At 37.3% G+C, this 17,327-nt stretch carries 19 protein-coding genes; 13 read left to right on the top strand and 6 right to left on the bottom strand.

Features of this window, described 5'->3' with window-relative positions; genetic code table 11:
* The first annotated feature begins 283 nt into the window (after positions 1-283).
* Together lacG and SMSK597_RS0102385 are read left to right on the top strand one after the other, a co-directional pair.
* A complete protein-coding gene (gene lacG, locus SMSK597_RS07435) occupies positions 284-1,690 on the top strand; it encodes a 6-phospho-beta-galactosidase (RefSeq protein WP_000169250.1) in 1,407 nt (468 codons plus the stop codon).
* A gap of 42 nt (positions 1,691-1,732) precedes the next feature.
* Positions 1,733-1,984: a DUF3884 family protein gene (locus SMSK597_RS0102385; protein ID WP_000471577.1), complete on the top strand. Its 252-nt coding sequence runs from the start codon at positions 1,733-1,735 to the stop codon at positions 1,982-1,984.
* A gap of 110 nt (positions 1,985-2,094) precedes the next feature.
* Here the strand turns inward: SMSK597_RS0102385 and SMSK597_RS07430 are convergent, their stop codons facing one another.
* The 4 genes from SMSK597_RS07430 to nrdH all read right to left on the bottom strand — a co-directional run bounded on the left by SMSK597_RS07430 (position 2,095) and on the right by nrdH (position 6,620).
* Positions 2,095-2,862: a DeoR/GlpR family DNA-binding transcription regulator gene (locus tag SMSK597_RS07430; RefSeq protein WP_000917579.1), complete on the bottom strand. Its 768-nt coding sequence runs from the start codon at positions 2,860-2,862 to the stop codon at positions 2,095-2,097.
* Between the two features lie 142 nt (positions 2,863-3,004).
* Positions 3,005-3,967, bottom strand: coding sequence for a class 1b ribonucleoside-diphosphate reductase subunit beta (nrdF, locus tag SMSK597_RS07425; RefSeq protein WP_000451386.1), 963 nt, complete (start codon positions 3,965-3,967; stop codon positions 3,005-3,007).
* A gap of 194 nt (positions 3,968-4,161) precedes the next feature.
* Positions 4,162-6,321, bottom strand: a complete 2,160-nt coding sequence (gene nrdE, locus SMSK597_RS07420) for a class 1b ribonucleoside-diphosphate reductase subunit alpha (RefSeq protein ID WP_000523240.1) — start codon at positions 6,319-6,321, stop codon at positions 4,162-4,164.
* An 80-nt stretch (positions 6,322-6,401) separates the two neighbouring features.
* Positions 6,402-6,620, bottom strand: coding sequence for a glutaredoxin-like protein NrdH (gene nrdH, locus SMSK597_RS07415; RefSeq protein ID WP_000259240.1), 219 nt, complete (start codon positions 6,618-6,620; stop codon positions 6,402-6,404).
* A gap of 350 nt (positions 6,621-6,970) precedes the next feature.
* On the opposite strand from nrdH, the gene SMSK597_RS07410 reads away from it, so the two are divergent.
* From SMSK597_RS07410 to SMSK597_RS07395, 4 genes are all read left to right on the top strand, one after another.
* The gene (locus SMSK597_RS07410) at positions 6,971-7,234 is read left to right on the top strand and encodes a phosphocarrier protein HPr (protein ID WP_000146947.1); all 264 of its coding nucleotides are present in this window, start codon (positions 6,971-6,973) and stop codon (positions 7,232-7,234) included.
* A 5-nt stretch (positions 7,235-7,239) separates the two neighbouring features.
* Positions 7,240-8,973, top strand: a complete 1,734-nt coding sequence (gene ptsP, locus SMSK597_RS07405) for a phosphoenolpyruvate--protein phosphotransferase (RefSeq protein WP_025169682.1) — start codon at positions 7,240-7,242, stop codon at positions 8,971-8,973.
* 133 nt (positions 8,974-9,106) lie between these two features.
* Complete coding sequence (locus SMSK597_RS07400; RefSeq protein WP_000031481.1) at positions 9,107-9,601, top strand: YkgJ family cysteine cluster protein; 495 nt, start codon at positions 9,107-9,109, stop codon at positions 9,599-9,601.
* 57 nt (positions 9,602-9,658) lie between these two features.
* Complete coding sequence (locus SMSK597_RS07395) at positions 9,659-10,198, top strand: ClbS/DfsB family four-helix bundle protein (RefSeq protein ID WP_004237906.1); 540 nt, start codon at positions 9,659-9,661, stop codon at positions 10,196-10,198.
* A 97-nt stretch (positions 10,199-10,295) separates the two neighbouring features.
* On the opposite strand, the gene dhaQ is transcribed toward SMSK597_RS07395, so the two are convergent.
* The gene (gene dhaQ, locus SMSK597_RS07390) at positions 10,296-11,285 is read right to left on the bottom strand and encodes a DhaKLM operon coactivator DhaQ (RefSeq protein WP_000142825.1); all 990 of its coding nucleotides are present in this window, start codon (positions 11,283-11,285) and stop codon (positions 10,296-10,298) included.
* Positions 11,282-11,812 carry a dihydroxyacetone kinase transcriptional activator DhaS gene (dhaS, locus tag SMSK597_RS07385; RefSeq protein WP_000168612.1) on the bottom strand — a complete coding sequence of 177 codons (531 nt, stop codon included), beginning with the start codon at positions 11,810-11,812 and terminating at the stop codon, positions 11,282-11,284. Before dhaS ends, dhaQ begins: the two co-directional genes overlap by 4 nt.
* Before the next feature lie 153 nt (positions 11,813-11,965).
* On the opposite strand from dhaS, the gene dhaK reads away from it, so the two are divergent.
* The 7 genes from dhaK (at position 11,966) to pynA (ending at position 17,277) form a co-directional block, all read left to right on the top strand.
* Positions 11,966-12,955 (top strand): dihydroxyacetone kinase subunit DhaK, encoded by a 990-nt coding sequence (dhaK, locus tag SMSK597_RS07380; RefSeq protein ID WP_000720684.1) that lies wholly within the window; start codon positions 11,966-11,968, stop codon positions 12,953-12,955.
* Between the two features lie 21 nt (positions 12,956-12,976).
* Positions 12,977-13,552 (top strand): dihydroxyacetone kinase subunit DhaL, encoded by a 576-nt coding sequence (gene dhaL / locus SMSK597_RS07375; RefSeq protein WP_001100268.1) that lies wholly within the window; start codon positions 12,977-12,979, stop codon positions 13,550-13,552.
* Complete coding sequence (gene dhaM / locus SMSK597_RS0102380) at positions 13,552-13,926, top strand: dihydroxyacetone kinase phosphoryl donor subunit DhaM (RefSeq protein ID WP_000534744.1); 375 nt, start codon at positions 13,552-13,554, stop codon at positions 13,924-13,926. Before dhaL ends, dhaM begins: the two co-directional genes overlap by 1 nt.
* Positions 13,927-14,673: 747 nt before the next feature.
* A complete protein-coding gene (locus tag SMSK597_RS07370) occupies positions 14,674-15,405 on the top strand; it encodes a hypothetical protein (protein WP_000067192.1) in 732 nt (243 codons plus the stop codon).
* A 585-nt stretch (positions 15,406-15,990) separates the two neighbouring features.
* Positions 15,991-16,203, top strand: coding sequence for a hypothetical protein (locus tag SMSK597_RS13815; protein ID WP_033631280.1), 213 nt, complete (start codon positions 15,991-15,993; stop codon positions 16,201-16,203).
* A 48-nt stretch (positions 16,204-16,251) separates the two neighbouring features.
* Positions 16,252-16,464, top strand: coding sequence for a hypothetical protein (locus SMSK597_RS13810; RefSeq protein WP_025169680.1), 213 nt, complete (start codon positions 16,252-16,254; stop codon positions 16,462-16,464).
* 120 nt (positions 16,465-16,584) lie between these two features.
* The gene (pynA, locus tag SMSK597_RS07360; RefSeq protein WP_004237904.1) at positions 16,585-17,277 is read left to right on the top strand and encodes a pyrimidine 5'-nucleotidase PynA; all 693 of its coding nucleotides are present in this window, start codon (positions 16,585-16,587) and stop codon (positions 17,275-17,277) included.
* The last annotated feature ends 50 nt before the right edge of the window (positions 17,278-17,327 follow it).

Genomic DNA, 17,327 nt, shown 5'->3' with positions numbered 1-17,327 from the left:
CCTAATCGCCTTGTTAATTCTTCGGTAAAAAGATATCGTTTTTACCTCCTCATGTCACAATTCGATTAATAATAGGGACTATGAAATAGTTTCCTCTCGTTACGGAAATCTCTATGGCGACTTTCCTAATCGCCTTATTAATTCGTCGGTAAAAAGATATCGTTTTTACCTCCTCATGTCACAATTCGGTGACTTGCTACAAGAAGTGAGATGGAGAAGGATGGCTCACTGACTCCTCTCCTCTCACTTTTACTTTATTTAAATCAAGAAATAGGTGAAAAAAATGACAAAAACATTACCAAAAGACTTTATTTTTGGTGGCGCAACAGCTGCTTATCAAGCAGAAGGTGCTACGCATACTGATGGTAAAGGACCAGTTGCGTGGGATAAGTATCTTGAAGATAACTACTGGTACACTGCAGAACCAGCCAGTGATTTTTACAATCGATATCCAGTTGACCTAAAGCTAGCAGAAGAGTATGGTGTCAATGGTATTCGAATTTCTATTGCTTGGTCACGTATCTTCCCGACTGGTTACGGCCAAGTAAATGCTAAAGGTGTTGAATTTTATCATAATCTATTTGCAGAGTGTCACAAACGTCACGTTGAGCCCTTTGTAACTCTTCACCACTTTGACACACCAGAAGCTCTCCACTCAAATGGCGACTTCTTAAACCGTGAAAATATCGAACACTTTGTAGATTACGCTGCCTTCTGTTTTGAAGAATTTCCAGAAGTAAACTATTGGACAACCTTCAATGAAATCGGACCAATCGGTGATGGTCAATACTTGGTTGGGAAATTCCCTCCAGGTATTCAGTACGACCTTGCCAAAGTCTTCCAATCTCACCACAATATGATGGTTTCTCATGCACATGCTGTAAAGCTATATAAAGATAAAGGATATAAAGGTGAAATTGGTGTTGTTCACGCTCTGCCAACCAAGTATCCTTTGGATCCTAAAAATCCAGCAGATGTTCGTGCAGCAGAGTTAGAAGATATCATTCACAATAAATTTATCCTAGATGCAACTTATCTAGGTCGCTATTCAGCTGAAACCATGGAAGGTGTCAACCATATCTTATCAGTCAATGGTGGTAGCTTAGATCTTCGTGAAGAAGATTTCGAAGTATTAGAAGCCGCAAAAGACTTGAATGACTTCCTTGGAATTAATTACTATATGAGTGACTGGATGGAAGCCTTTGATGGAGAAACTGAAATCATCCATAATGGTAAGGGTGAAAAAGGAAGCTCTAAATACCAAATTAAAGGTGTTGGTCGTCGTGTAGCTCCGGATTATGTACCACGTACGGATTGGGATTGGATTATCTACCCTCAAGGTTTGTATGACCAAATCATGCGCGTGAAGAAAGATTATCCGAACTACAAGAAGATTTACATCACTGAAAATGGTCTCGGGTATAAAGATGAGTTCGTTGATAACACTGTTTACGATGATGGCCGTATTGATTACGTGAAGCAACACTTAGAGGTCTTGTCTGATGCGATTGCAGATGGTGCTAATGTAAAAGGTTACTTCATTTGGTCATTAATGGATGTCTTCTCATGGTCAAATGGGTATGAGAAACGTTACGGTCTCTTCTATGTAGACTTTGAAACTCAAGAACGTTATCCGAAGAAATCAGCTCACTGGTACAAGAAAGTAGCGGAAAGTCAGATTATAGACTAGTAGAATTAGTAATTAGATATAGAATTTTAGTGAGGCAAAACGATGTTCAAAGATTTTATCCAATCTATTTATGAAAAAGTTTATATTATCAATTTTGATAAATGTTCTCAAATACCTTGTTTGACTAATGAGGAGCTGAAAAAACTTGGGAAATGGTATGTCTCTACTGGTAAAGAATGGATTTGTCATTCAGACTATGAGCTAGAAGAATTTAAAAATATCTTTTTAAATTTTATCAGTCCTGAAGAACGGGATAATATCTCCTTTGATTCAGATTTTATGCCGTTTCAATAATCATAAAGAATCTAGGAAACTCTTTGTAAAAATCTTCATCAAAAAATGCGTCATATCAAGATTCCTATTTTCTTGATATGACGCATTTTAAATTTTATCAATCCTCAGTTTTATGGTTTAGAAAGAATAATTTTTGTTTGTTTTGAAAGTTGTTCAAAGGTTGCTTTGCTCAGTTTAGAATCTGAAACGATGGTATCAATATCAGAGATATTGTAGAAGGTATAGAAATCAAATTTATTGAACTTACTATTGTCAGCTAGTAAGTATTTTTTATTGGAATTGTTGAGGGCGATGCGTTGAGATTCCCCTTCCTCTTCACTAAAGGTTGCAATCGCATTGTCTTTAATACCATTACAGCTTACGAAAGCTTTAGAAAATTGGAGATTGGCTAAGTTTTGCAAGGTTAGTGTTCCCACAAATGCTCCAGTAATAGAGCGATAGTTTCCACCGATTAAAATCAAATCTGTTAGTTTTCGTTCGTTTAAGATGAGAAAGACTGGTAAACTGTTTGTTACAACACGAATATTATCGATTGGAAGTTCACGGGCAAACGATTCCAAGGTTGTCCCTGGACCAATAAAAATGGTTTCTCCTTCATCGATTAAATGGCCTGCAAAACGGCTGATTTCTTGTTTTTCTGCAATCTGTAAGCTTTGTTTTTCAATATTGGAACGTTCATTGTTTAAAATGGAGCCTGTACGAATTTTTTCAGCTCCACCGTGCACACGAACAAGTAAATCTTTGTCAGCTAACTCTTGTAAGTAGCGTCTAGCAGTCATATCTGATACATCCAAGCGAGTCATAATTTCTTTTACAGTAATAGTTCCCTTTGTATTTACTGTTTTTAGAATATTATCTAGTTTTTCCTGCTTTAACATCCTTATCACCTCTATTTCTATTACTATTTTATCATAAAGTGTTCAATCAATCAATTTAAAAAACAAAAGAAAACAAAAACAAAAATATCATGGTTGTTTTAAACAAGCCATGATATTTGTTATCAGTTCTGGGATAATTGAATTAGTCCAAACCGTAGTTGTAGTCATCGTCTTGCATAGCTTCAACTTCACCAAGAAGGTAACCATTTCCGACTTGAGAGAAGAAGTCGTGGTTGGATGTTCCTGTTGAAATACCGTTCATAACGATTGGGTTGACATCATCAGCTGAATCTGGGAAGAGTGGATCTTGACCCAGGTTCATGAGTGCCTTGTTAGCATTGTAGCGAAGGAAGGTTTTGACTTCTTCCGTCCAACCAACACCATCATAGAGACTTTCTGTGTAGCCTTCTTCATTTTCATAAAGAGTATAGAGTAGGTCGTACATCCATTCTTTTAGCTTTTCTTGCTCTTCTTCAGGTAATTCATTAAAACCAAGTTGGAATTTATATCCGATGTAGGTTCCGTGAACAGACTCATCACGAATAATTAATTTGATGATTTCCGCAACGTTGGCTAGTTTGTTGTTACCGAGATAGTAGAGGGGAGTGAAGAAACCAGAGTAGAAGAGGAAGGTTTCAAGAAAGACGCTGGCAACTTTCTTTTCAAGTGGGCTACCGTTTAGGTAGATTTCGTTGACAATCTCAGCCTTCTTTTGTAGGTAAGGATTGGTATTAGTCCATTCGAAAATTTCTTCAATCTCAGCCTTAGTATTTAAGGTAGAGAAGATTGATGAGTAAGATTTAGCGTGGACAGATTCCATAAATTGGATGTTATTGAAAACAGCTTCCTCATGTGGTGTACGGATGTCCGCGCGAAGGGCTTGAACCCCAGTTTCAGATTGCATAGTGTCGAGAAGGGTTAAACCACCAAAGACTTTTCCTACCAAGTCTTTTTCTACATTTGATAGCTTTCTCCAGTCATCCAAGTCATTTGACAAGGGAATACGTGTATCGAGCCAGAATTGCTCCGTCAACTTTTCCCAAGTTGATTTGTCGATGACATCTTCGATGGCATTCCAGTTAATGGCTTTGTAGTAAGTTTCCATTTTGAAATCTCTTTCTGTGTTTAGTATTGCGAACTCACAATTATTTTATTTTATCATAATTCTAGAGGAGTATCGCACAAAAAGTCGGAAGTCCGACTTTTGTGTTTTTCCATAGTATAGATGCTTATTCCAGTTTAGTTTAGCAGGGTGAATGAATCACTAATTTGAGAAAATGTAGTTTCCTCAAGCAAAGATTAAATCACACAGCTTTCACATTGGTTAGCACCGACTTCTCCACCGTCGTCTGTAAAGGTACGGACGTAGTAGATAGACTTGATTCCCTTGTTAAAGGCATAGTTACGAAGGATAGACAAGTCACGTGTCGTTTGTTTGTTTTCTTTCTTCCATTCGTAAAGTCCTTTTGGAATGTCACTACGCATAAAGAGAGTAAGTGAAAGTCCTTGGTCCACGTGCTCAGTAGCAGCAGCGTATACATCAATCACCTTACGCATATCCATGTCGTAAGCAGAAGTGTAGTAAGGAATGGTTTCTGTTGACAAGCCAGCAGCAGGGTAGTAGATTTTACCGATTTTCTTTTCTTGACGTTCTTCGATACGTTGCGTAATCGGGTGGATAGAAGCAGAAACGTCGTTGATATAGCTGATAGAGCCATTTGGCGCTACAGCAAGGCGGTTTTGGTGGTAAAGACCATCTGCTTGAACCTTGTCGCGAAGTTCAGCCCAGTCATCAGCACTTGGGATAAAGACATCTTTGAAAAGTTCTTTAACACGGTCTGATTTTGGAACAAACTCGCCTGTAATATACTTGTCAAAGTAGCTTCCCTTAGCATAATCTGATTTTTCAAAGTTATGGAAGGTAATACCACGTTCACGCGCAATATTGTTTGACTCAACCAAGGTCCAGTAGTTCATAAGCATAAAGTAGATGCTTGTAAATTCAACAGACTCAGGCGATCCATATTCAATCAATTGTTGGGCAAGGTAGCTGTGAAGCCCCATTGCACCAAGACCAAAGGTATGAGCTTGGCTATTTCCATGGTCGATAGTAGGTACAGCTACGATATGTGAACTATCTGTAACGAAAGTAAGGGCACGAACCATAGCACGGATAGAACGACCAAAGTCAGGTGAAGTCATCATGTTGACAACGTTTGTTGAACCAAGGTTACATGAGATATCAGTACCCATTTGGAGATATTCTTGAGCATCGTTGATCAAGCTTGGTTCTTGAACTTGAAGAATTTCAGAACACAAGTTACTCATGATAATCTTTCCATCAACAGGATTTGCACGGTTAGCCGTATCAATGTTGACTACATAAGGGTAGCCAGATTCTTGTTGCAATTTAGAAATTTCAGTTTCCAAATCACGGGCCTTAATTTTTGTCTTACGGATGTTTGGATTTGCCACCAATTCATCGTATTTTTCAGTAATATCGATGTAGTTGAATGGCACACCGTATTCTTTTTCTACAGAGTAAGGGCTGAAGAGGTACATTTCTTCATTTTTACGAGCCAATTCGTAGAATTTATCTGGTACCACGACACCAAGTGAAAGAGTCTTTACACGAACTTTTTCATCGGCGTTTTCTTTCTTAGTTGAAAGGAAGGCGATGATATCTGGGTGAAAGACATTGAGGTAAACAACACCAGCACCTTGACGTTGCCCCAATTGGTTAGAGTAAGAGAAGCTATCTTCGAAAAGCTTCATAACAGGAACGACACCAGAAGCGGCTCCTTCATAGCCTTTGATAGGTGCACCAGCTTCACGAAGGTTGCTGAGGGTAATTCCCACACCACCACCGATACGTGAAAGTTGAAGGGCAGAGTTGATAGAACGTCCGATAGAGTTCATATCATCAGTGACTTGGATCAAGAAGCAAGATACCAATTCTCCACGACGAGCACGTCCAGCATTCAAGAAGGAAGGAGTAGCTGGTTGGTAGCGTTGATGGATGATTTCATTTGCAATATCGATTGCAACAGCTTCATTCCCATCAGCGAAATAAAGGGCGTTAAAGAAGACACGGTCTTCCATACTTTCAAGATAATATTCCCCATCGTTAGTCTTTAAGGCGTATTGATTGTAAAATTTATAGGCAGCCATGAACGACTTGAATTGGAAGTTTTGTTCTTTAATAAATTGAGACAATTCTTCCAAGAATTCTGGACGGTATTTCTTGATAAAAGCTGTTTCGATGTAGTTGTGGTCAATGAGGTAGTTGATTTTATCTTTGATTGAATCAAAAACCATAGTGTTTGGAACTACATTTTCTTTAAAGAAAGCATCCAAGGCTTCCTTATCTTTATGAAGCATGATTTGTCCATTGACAGGACGGTTGATTTCGTTATTGAGACGGAAGTAAGTCACGTCCTCAAGATGTTTTAATCCCATAAAATTTCCCTTATCTAATTACAAAAGAAAGGCTTCTAAGTTAGCCCTAGAAGCAGTTTCTTCTGGATGGTGTACTAAGATTATGCTAATTGTTTCAGTTTTCCTGGTTGGAAACCTGAAAAGACTTCAGTTGGTGTTTGGATAACAGGAGCTGCGCTGAAACCGAGCTCTTTAACCTGATCGATGTACTCAGGTTGCTCATCAAGATTGATTTCACGATAAGCGACATTATTACTGTCCAAGAAACGCTTGGTCATCTTACATTGAACACAGTTGTTTTTAGAATAAACGGTTACCATTGTGTAACTCCTCTTTAAAATTTAGTTCTATCCTAGTATATCAGAAAATAAATTTTTGTCAATGATTTAAAACTAAATATAGTGGTCTGTTTTTCTAGTCAAGCTCACAAAACACAATATGTAGTGTTTGTTTTATAAAACAGCAATGATTATCCTATAAATCGTTTTTAAAGAAACTATATACTGTGTTTTCACAAGTTTACTAGAAGATTTTCTGCAACTTATCTGAAAAGGAAATCGAATAAATCCCATAAAATACTTGAAAAAAATCCTAGAAGATGATATAATACCAAATTGTAAGGGTTATCAAATATAACTCAAAAAAGAAAGAACAAAAGGAGAGTCAAACTATGGCTTCTAAAGATTTCCACGTAGTGGCAGAAACAGGTATTCACGCACGTCCAGCAACATTGTTGGTGCAAACTGCTAGCAAATTTGCTTCAGATATCACTCTTGAGTACAAAGGTAAATCAGTTAACCTTAAATCAATCATGGGTGTTATGAGTCTTGGTGTTGGCCAAGGTGCTGACGTAACGATCTCAGCTGAAGGTGCAGATGCAGATGACGCAATCGCTGCAATCTCAGAAACAATGGAAAAAGAAGGATTGGCATAAGGAAAATGACAGAAATGCTTAAAGGAATCGCAGCATCTGACGGTGTTGCAGTTGCAAAAGCATATCTACTCGTTCAACCGGATTTGTCATTCGAGACTGTTTCAGTCGAAGATACAAACGCAGAAGAGGCTCGTTTGGATGTTGCTCTTGAAGCTTCTCAAAACGAGCTTTCTCTTATCCGCGAGAAAGCTGTAGGTACGCTAGGTGAGGAAGCGGCTCAAGTTTTTGACGCTCATTTGATGGTTCTTTCTGACCCAGAATTGATCGGTCAGATTAAAGAAACAATCCGTGCTAAGAAAGTCAATGCAGAAGCAGGTCTTAAAGAAGTGACTGACATGTTCATCACTATCTTTGAAGGTATGGAAGACAACCCATACATGCAAGAACGTGCAGCGGATATCCGCGACGTGACAAAACGTGTATTGGCAAACCTTCTTGGTAAGAAATTGCCAAACCCAGCTTCTATCAATGAAGAAGTAATCGTAATTGCGCATGACTTGACACCATCTGATACAGCTCAATTGGACAAAAACTTTGTAAAAGCTTTTGTAACAAATATCGGTGGACGTACAAGCCATTCAGCTATCATGGCACGTACACTTGAAATTGCAGCTGTATTGGGAACAAATAACATCACTGAAGTAGTGAAAGACGGCGATATCCTTGCCGTTAACGGAATTACTGGTGAAGTGATTATCAACCCAACAGATGAACAAGCGGCAGAATTTAAAGCAGCTGGTGAGGCTTATGCTAAACAAAAAGCTGAATGGGCACTTTTGAAAGATGCTCAAACAGTGACTGCTGACGGTAAACACTTCGAGTTGGCAGCTAACATCGGTACTCCAAAAGACGTTGAAGGTGTTAACAACAACGGTGCAGAAGCTGTTGGACTTTACCGTACAGAGTTCTTGTACATGGATTCTCAAGACTTCCCAACTGAAGATGAGCAGTATGAAGCATATAAGGCTGTTCTTGAGGGAATGAATGGTAAACCAGTGGTTGTTCGTACAATGGATATCGGTGGAGATAAGGAACTTCCTTACTTTGATATGCCACATGAAATGAACCCATTCCTTGGATTCCGTGCCCTCCGTATCTCTATTTCTGAAACTGGAGATGCAATGTTCCGTACACAAATCCGTGCCCTTCTTCGTGCCTCTGTTCATGGTCAATTGCGTATCATGTTCCCAATGGTTGCGCTCTTGAAAGAATTCCGTACAGCTAAAGCAGTTTATGAAGAAGAAAAAGCAAACCTTCTTGCAGAAGGTGTTGCAGTTGCGGATGATATCCAAGTTGGTATCATGATTGAAATCCCTGCAGCAGCGATGCTTGCAGATCAATTTGCAAAAGAAGTAGACTTCATGTCAATTGGTACAAACGACTTGATCCAATACTCAATGGCAGCAGACCGTATGAACGAACAAGTTTCATACCTTTACCAACCATACAACCCATCAATCCTTCGCTTGATTAACAACGTTATCAAGGCAGCTCACGCTGAAGGTAAATGGGCTGGTATGTGTGGTGAGATGGCTGGTGACCAAACAGCTGTTCCACTTCTTGTGGGAATGGGCTTGGATGAGTTCTCTATGTCAGCAACATCTGTACTCCGTACACGTAGCTTGATGAAGAAATTGGATACTGCTAAGATGGAAGAGTACGCTAACCGTGCCCTTACAGAGTGTTCAACAATGGAAGAAGTTCTTGAACTTCAAAAAGAATACGTTAACTTTGATTAATGTCATTAACCTTGTAACCTAGTTGCAAGGTTTTTTGACGCATTTTGGAAAAGTATGCTCTTATAAAGTCCACTTTTCAAGGAGTCAGAGGCATGATATAATAGGAGGAAACAAATAGAATAAGAGAGAAATCATGTCTAAAGAAATTGATATTGAGTATTACCATCAGCTAGCCTTGCAAAAGCAGAAGGAGCACCGTAAAGTTTTAGCCAATCTAAAGAAAAAACCTCCTAAAAATCTAGACAAGATAGCCCAGCAGATTCACCAAGAAGTCTTTGAGGAGATTGATTGCACTGCCTGTGCTAACTGTTGCAAGACATTGGGGCCTGACTTTAAAGAAGCGGATATTACACGAATCGCCAAGTATTTTAAGATGAAATTACCAGCTTTTGAAGCAGAGTTTCTGCAGGTGGATGAAGATGGAGATAAGGTTTTTAAATCCATGCCCTGTCCATTTTTAGGAGGAGATAACCTCTGTTCCATTTATGACGTTCGTCCAAAGGCCTGTCGTGAATTTCCTCATACAGACCGTAAAAAGATTCATCAAATCAACCATTTGACGATTAAGAATACCTTGACCTGTCCAGCGGCCTATCTCTTTGTCGAGAAGTTAAAGGATAAGTTATAGATAGTCAAATGATAAAAAAATTCTAATAATAACTAGCAATATGAAGGGAGAATTCCTGTGCCTAGACCGAAAACAAAAGAGGAGCTAGTGCTGGCCTCTAAGGAAAACTATGAAAAGCTCAATCGTTTCATCTCCCAACTAATTGAAGATGAGCTACAGACTCCATTTGATTTTTCAAGAGACCAAAAGAAAAAAGAAGCCCACTGGAAAAGAGATAAAAATCTAAGAGATGTTCTGATCCATCTCTACGAATGGCATCAGTTACTTTTGACTTGGGTTCATTCTAATCAAAAAGGTCACGAAAGACCTTTTCTTCCTGAACCTTATAATTGGAAAACTTATGGAGAAATGAATGTCGTTTTTTGGAATAAGCACCAGAAAACGTCCTTAGAAGAGGCGACTAGACTCTTGGAACAATCACATAAAGAAGTGTTAGAGTTGATGGAAAGCTTTAGCAATGACGAACTCTTTACCAAAGGTGTCTATAAGTGGACGGGTGGGACAAGTCTAGGTTCCTACTTTGTCAGTAGCACGTCAAGCCACTATGATTGGGCTCTGAAAAAACTCAAAGCACATCGGAAGAATTGTAAGGGATAGATGGCCTATTTGAAATGGCAAGAATGAGTTCTTTTAAAAGTAAGATAAAAACAAAGGGCCATTAAGTGATGTAGCCCTTTTGAGTTATACAAGCAAATTACCATGCAAAAGCTGTCGTTGGAGCATTGAGCGCTTCTAACCACTGTTTATTTTTTACGGGGCAAAGAGTTACGGATATACCTGCCATATCCAAACTAGTCATAAATGTTCCTGATTTTATAAAGGTAATAGTGACTCCTTCAATTTCTAAGAGTTGAAGGAGATCATTGATAAATATGCCCATTTCTAAGTTACTGGTAGTACCTAGATTATTTACAAGCAATATAAATTGATCACCTTTTTTCCAATGATAGTGCAATCTTAATTTGCTTATAATTTCATTTGCAAGGATTTCCGATGATTGGAATGGGACGATACGATAGCCTTCTTCGCCATGTATCCCAATACCATAAGAAATATTTCCTTCTTCCAAGTTAAATAGTGGAAGGGTGGCTTGGGGGAGACTAGCAGATTTCGTTGCAAAGCCAATTGTTGCGATTTCGGGAGCAAGCTGATGACCTAAATCAGTTAGTTGCTCGATGTCGGCACCATTCTGAGCTGCATATCCTAGAACTTTATGAAGTAAAATAGTCCCTGCAAGCCCTCTTCCTCTAATTTGAAATCTATTGTGAGGTTCAATTGAAATATCGTCGTGTGCTAGACTATAGCCAACTTTAATTCCTTCTTTTCTAGCAGTGTTAATGGCCGAGCTAAATTCTTTGATGTCTGCTTCGAAATTTTTTACAATGATGAAGACACCGTGACCATTGTTTAAAAAACGAATGGACTCTAAGATTTCAGTTCTTGTGGGAGGAGTAAATAATTGGCCATAGATAGCAGCAGTAAGCATTCCTTCTCCCACATATCCAATATGAGCAGGTTCGTGACCGGAACCTCCACCCGACAATATTGGAACCTGATGAGGATTGCGATTTTTTTGATAGACTAAAGGTAAGGTAGGGTGTTTTTCTAATTCAGGATGACTGCTGACAGTTGCCGAAATGTAACTTGAAATAATTTTCTGTTTATGATTTGAAATAAATGTCATTGTGGTCTCTTTCCAATAATTGTCATGATTAGAAAGTCTGGTTGTGGAACTGGACTTTTTTTATTGACGTAAGCTTTCATGATTTCTGCTAGAGCATGTGAATGATAGTCTAACAAAAAACAAGTATAAGCAGATGAATCGATATCCATCTGACCGTATTCTCTTAAAATTTTTGATACAAGCAAGCGACAGTAGCTGATAAAGTGATCATAGAAGTTATTTTGCCCTTGAATATCAAAAAGTTGAATATAAAAGTCACGCTCTTGTTCGAAATAAAGAAATAATTCTTGTAATAGTTTTTGGCCTGAAATGAAGTCCAAGTTGTTGGTGATGTACTCGGTTAAGTCAGTTTCAAATATCCAGTCTAGCAGTTCATATTTGTCAAGAAAGTGATTATAAAAGGTCTGTCTACGAATGCCAGCCGATTCCATGATATCTACAATAGAGATTTTATCAAATTCTCTAGTAGCCAATAGGTCTCTAAATGCCTTGGCAATCCGTTTTTTTGTAATAAGTGATGATGCCATAGGAAACCTTTCTTTTACTTACTTCATTTTACCAAAAAAATGTTTTAAACGGGTTTAAAAGGGGACAAATAATAGAATCTGTCCCTTATCATACAGCAGTAAAAAATATATAATGAAAGCGAAAACAAAGGTAAATACCGAAAGGAGTTTCTCATGAAAAAAATTATAAATGAACCGACACAAGTTGTTGATGAAATGTTGCAGGGGTTATCATTTATGCATGATGACTTGGTAGAACGTTTAGATGGTTTTGATGTTATCGTTAGAAAGGCAGAAAAGACAGGAAAAGTTGGACTCATTTCAGGTGGAGGTTCAGGACATGAACCAAGTCATGCTGGATTTGTAGGAGATGGAATGTTGTCTGCTGCCATTTGTGGAGCAGTCTTCACTTCACCTACTCCGGACCAAATTTTAGAAGCCATTAAGGCGGCTGATGAAGGTGCTGGAGTTTTTATGGTCATCAAAAACTATTCTGGAGACATCATGAACTTTGAAATTGCACAAGAACTTGCTGAAATGGAAGGTATTGATGTAGCAAGTGTTGTGGTTGATGATGATATCGCTGTTGAAAATAGTCTCTATACCCAAGGCCGTCGAGGTGTTGCAGGTACTATATTAGTCCATAAAATTTTGGGTGATGTGGCTCGTTCTGGTAAATCATTATCTGAAATGAAGGACTTGGCTGATAAACTTGTCTTAGAAATTAAAACAATTGGACTGGCCTTGTCTGGAGCGACTGTTCCTGAAGTGGGGAAACCAGGATTTGTTCTAGAAGATGATGAATTTGAATATGGAGTTGGTATCCACGGTGAACCGGGATATAAGAAAGAGAAAATGCAACCTTCAGCACAATTGGCCTCAGAATTGGTTGAAAAATTATCTGAAGGTTTCCAACTTAAAGCTGGAGAGCGCTATGGCCTTCTCATTAATGGTTTAGGAAGCACTCCTCTTATGGAACAATACGTATTTGCAAATGATGTGGCTAAATTACTTCATGAAAAAGGTGTTCAGTTAGCATTTAAGAAAATTGGAAACTATATGACTTCAATCGATATGGCTGGTTTGTCATTAACATTGATTCGATTGGCAGATGATGAGTGGTTGGATGCTCTAAATGCAGCTGTTACTACACCAGCTTGGTAAAACTCAAGGAGGAAATGTCGCATGAATGTTGAACAAGCTCTTGAATGGATGAAGCTTTTTAATGAAAAGATTCAAGAACAGAAAGATTACCTTAGTGAGTTAGACACTCCTATAGGAGATGGAGACCACGGTGGAAATATGGCGCGTGGAATGGCTGCAGTTATGGAAAACTTAGAAGGAAAGCAATTTGAGACCAGCAGTGATGTTTTTAAACTTGTCTCAATGCAACTACTGAGTAAGGTAGGCGGTGCTTCTGGTCCCTTGTATGGCTCTGCTTTTATGGGAATGTCCAAGGCTGATTCTAATTCGAAAATAGAGGAAATCTTACAAAGCGGTTTGGATATGATTGTCAAACGTGGGAAAGCAGAAGTTGGAGAAAAGACAATGGTTGATGTTTGGACTCCTGTTATTGCCGCTTTGTCTGCTGGTCAATTGACTCAAGAGGTTATTGATAAGGTAGTGAATGCTACCAAAGATTTACTTGCATCTAAAGGAAGGGCATCTTATGTAGGAGAACGTTCTCTTGGACATATTGATCCTGGATCATTTTCATCAGGATTACTCTTTACTGCTCTTTTAGAAACTGGGGTGGTTTAATGGGAAGTATTGGTCTTGTTATCGTTTCACATTCCAAAAACATTGCAGAAGGTGTTGTTGAACTGATTAGTGAAGTAGCTAAAGATGTTCCAATTACTTATGTAGGAGGAACCGAAGATGGAGGAATTGGAACAAGTTTTGATCAAGTAGATAGGGTTGTTTCTGAAAATCCAGCAGATACTTTACTTGCCTTTTTTGACCTAGGTTCTGCTAAAATGAACTTAGAAATGGTGGCTGATTTCAGTGATAAAAGTATCAGGGTCAATAGGGTTCCAATTGTAGAAGGTGCCTATACTGCAGCTGCTCTTCTTCAGGCTGGTGAAGAACTGTCAGTTATTCAAACACAGTTGGCGGAGCTTGAAATCAATAAATAAGTAATTTTACTATAACTCTTTTTATAGGTGGGCTATTGATTATCTCGACTATCAAATTTTAAGTAATAATTTCAAAATCAGAAAGGGATTGCTTCCAGCAGTTCCTTTTTAATGTAAAAGGAGTAGAATCATAGTGTTTCTAAATTGTTCATACTCTTCGAAAATCTCTTCAAACCACGTCAACGTCGCCTTGCCGTACTCAAGTACAGCCTGCGGCTAGTTTCCTAGTTTGCTCTTTGATTTTCATTGAGTATAATAATTCAAAACTGATTGTGATGGGACTATTCTAACTTTAGAATCCTTCAAAAATTAAAATTTAAGACAATCAATGGCTTAGAATAGTGCGAAAACATTTAGTTTATAGGAATTCTAGGTCTAGAATCACATTGATATCTATGAAGTTAGGGTGTTCGATAGATAGGATTGTTCTATTCTGAAAGATTTGAGCTGTCAATCTTCTAGAATAGTAGTTTGCCAATGAATTTTGTTGAAAGATTCCTTGTTTTATGGTAGTCTGAAGTAAAAGAAAGCCCTACCATTATATTTGTATCTTTAATCTGACTTGGTTTAGGTCTAGAATAAGGATAGATCTTTTTGGGATTTTAAATAACAATTATATTTTCACTTGCAAAAAATGTATTTCAACTTTACCTAATGTAAAAGAATGTAAAAGAAGGAAATATCATGAAACGTTTATGACTTGTTGGAAAGAGAATGTGAGCTAAAAATAGATTTAGGAGTAGGTTGATGAGTAATCTAGAGTCAATTCGTAAAGCGCATATCATCGTGTGGGGTGCCTATCTATTTTTATCATTAAGGGCGCCGCTAATTAGCAGCACAGAGTATTTCTTGCTTATTTTTTTAGCGTTTCTCTATTCGATAGTATCGCTCCCTATATATTCAGTGAAAAATAAAATAGTATCTATCTGTCTAGCCATAAATTCGATTCTGTTAATGATTTTCCCGATTTTAATCAGTAAATATTTCTCAGGAAACGTTTCTACTTATATCGTATTAATCAGTATTTTTATCCTGGAGTTCTTAATCTTTAATATAATTGGTAAAGATTTTGATACTAGATTAGCTAGCGAGTATAGGAAAATCAGTCAGTTTAAAAGTAAGATGTCTCAATCTCCTTGGATAAAATATTTAGAGATTTCTAGTTTTATATTAACTATATTTCCATTTATTCTTCATGGTACAGTTGATAATCATGTATTGACTCTTATCTTTTTGATAAAAATTTGTGTAGATACTATGATAAAGATTCTATTAAACAGAATCTTTAAGACAAGTAAGGCAATGAAAAAGAGGATATTTTCTCTTTTCGCAGTAGATTTGATGGTCTATATATTTTTAGGTTATGTTTTAGTGATACAAAAAGATGAATATCTGTTTTCAATTCTACTAATTTTTTCTAATTTCTCACTTCCCTTTATCAGAGAAAAAGAGTATGACTTATTTAAAAATAAGAAATGAGATAAATATGGTTAAATCTTAGTTCTCTTTAAACTCAAATCAGGTAGAGAAAGGATATTTTATCTAGGTAACAAAGTGCTTTAAACGCAGTCGACGATTACTAATTAGAGAACTATCCTAACCATGCAACATTAAAGAGAAGAAATCTTATGAAACTCGTATCACCAAATAATTATGTTACTATTGAGTAAGAAGAGATGAGATGTCTTGATGGGGGATTATCTCTACATAAAGACGGGAGAATGTTACAGTAAACGTAGTCAATGCTTATTTTATGGGGAATTAAATATGTTTAAACTAAGTGATAAAATCAGAATGGTCTTTGCTCTTTTAGGAGTAAGTTCCATATTGGTTAGTATGTATCTTATACCTTTTATTAAAACTGAGAATAAATTTTGGGAAATACTTTTATTTATATTAGGTGTATTGCTAATTGGTATTGGGTTACTAAATCCCCCAAAAAATTAAATTTTAGAATAGTATTAGTGAGTAGGTAATCATTTATTGATTGGATTTTTTAATGCTATTTATGAATGGAATGGGATGGAAAAAGTGACAATAAATTAAGAACAGGATGATAGTATTATGATGGTTATTTTAATTTTGATGGTTGTGGTGTTTCTGTATTATGTAATTACAGAGTATTTTCAGAATAGTTATATTGACTGTATACTATTTCTAACATTGCTGATTTCTCATTTGATATGGGATTACTATTTTTTGCCCATTGAAGTCTTAATAGCATTAAGTGGAGTAAATTTGTTGTCAAGATTTTTCAAAAAAAAGAGAAGCCAATAGATTTGCTAGTGGATTATTAAGATGAAAGGTAAAATTGGAATATTTAAAATGAAACATTTTTTTGCAGGAATTGGTGAGATAAGATTTAGTAATTATCTATTGTCTCTATGTGTAGGACTAGCCCCTCTTTTTCATATCTATGTAATAGGCTCTGAAATGAATTTTGTGAAAATAGTGTTATCTATTTTGGGAATTATATTTGTTTGTATTTTAACTATTGCTCGAATTTATAGAAGATTTTTCTATAATTCACTAGAATAGTATGGGTTAGTTAATCCATTGGAACGATTATTCTTTGTGATACTATACCACTTTTAAGTTTTTACATTAAACAACCGAATGAAGTGAAACTTGTTTATCTTAGAAAGGAAAACTCTCAAATTGTCCTACAAATTTCTACTTTTTGACCTTGACCACACTCTTCTTGATTTTGATGCTGCTGAGGATGTGGCTTTGACGCAACTTCTAAAAGAAGAAGGGGTTGCAGATATTCAGGCCTACAAAGACTATTATGTTCCTATGAACAAGGCTCTCTGGAAGGACTTGGAGCAAAAGAAAATTAGTAAACAAGAGCTGGTTAACACGCGCTTTTCTCGTTTATTTGCCCATTTCGGACAGGAAAAAGACGGTAGTTTTTTAGCCCAGCGTTACCAATTTTACTTAGCCCAACAGGGACAAACTCTTTCGGGCGCTCATGAACTCTTGGGTAGCCTCATCGAGCGTGATTATGACTTGTATGCTGCGACAAATGGCATTACTGCCATTCAGACGGGACGTTTAGCTCAATCGGGTTTGGCACCTTATTTCAATCAAGTATTTATCTCTGAACAGTTGCAAACACAAAAGCCAGATGCTCTCTTTTATGAAAAAATTGGTCAACAGATTGCTGGCTTTAGCAAAGAAAAGACGCTGATGATTGGAGATTCCCTAACCGCCGACATTCAAGGTGGCAATAATGCGGGGATTGGCACGATTTGGTACAACCCTCATCACCTAGAAAATCACACACAAGCCCAGCCAACCTACGAAGTCCATTCTTACCAAGACTTGCTGGATTGCTTAGATAAACTGTAAAAAGTGGTTTCCATAGCCACTTTTTGCTATAATAGAAGCAGTAAAAACGA

Source organism: Streptococcus mitis SK597, assembly GCF_000148545.1.
Taxonomy (GTDB): domain Bacteria; phylum Bacillota; class Bacilli; order Lactobacillales; family Streptococcaceae; genus Streptococcus; species Streptococcus mitis_C.
This window is presented reverse-complemented; position numbering and strand designations above follow the sequence as displayed.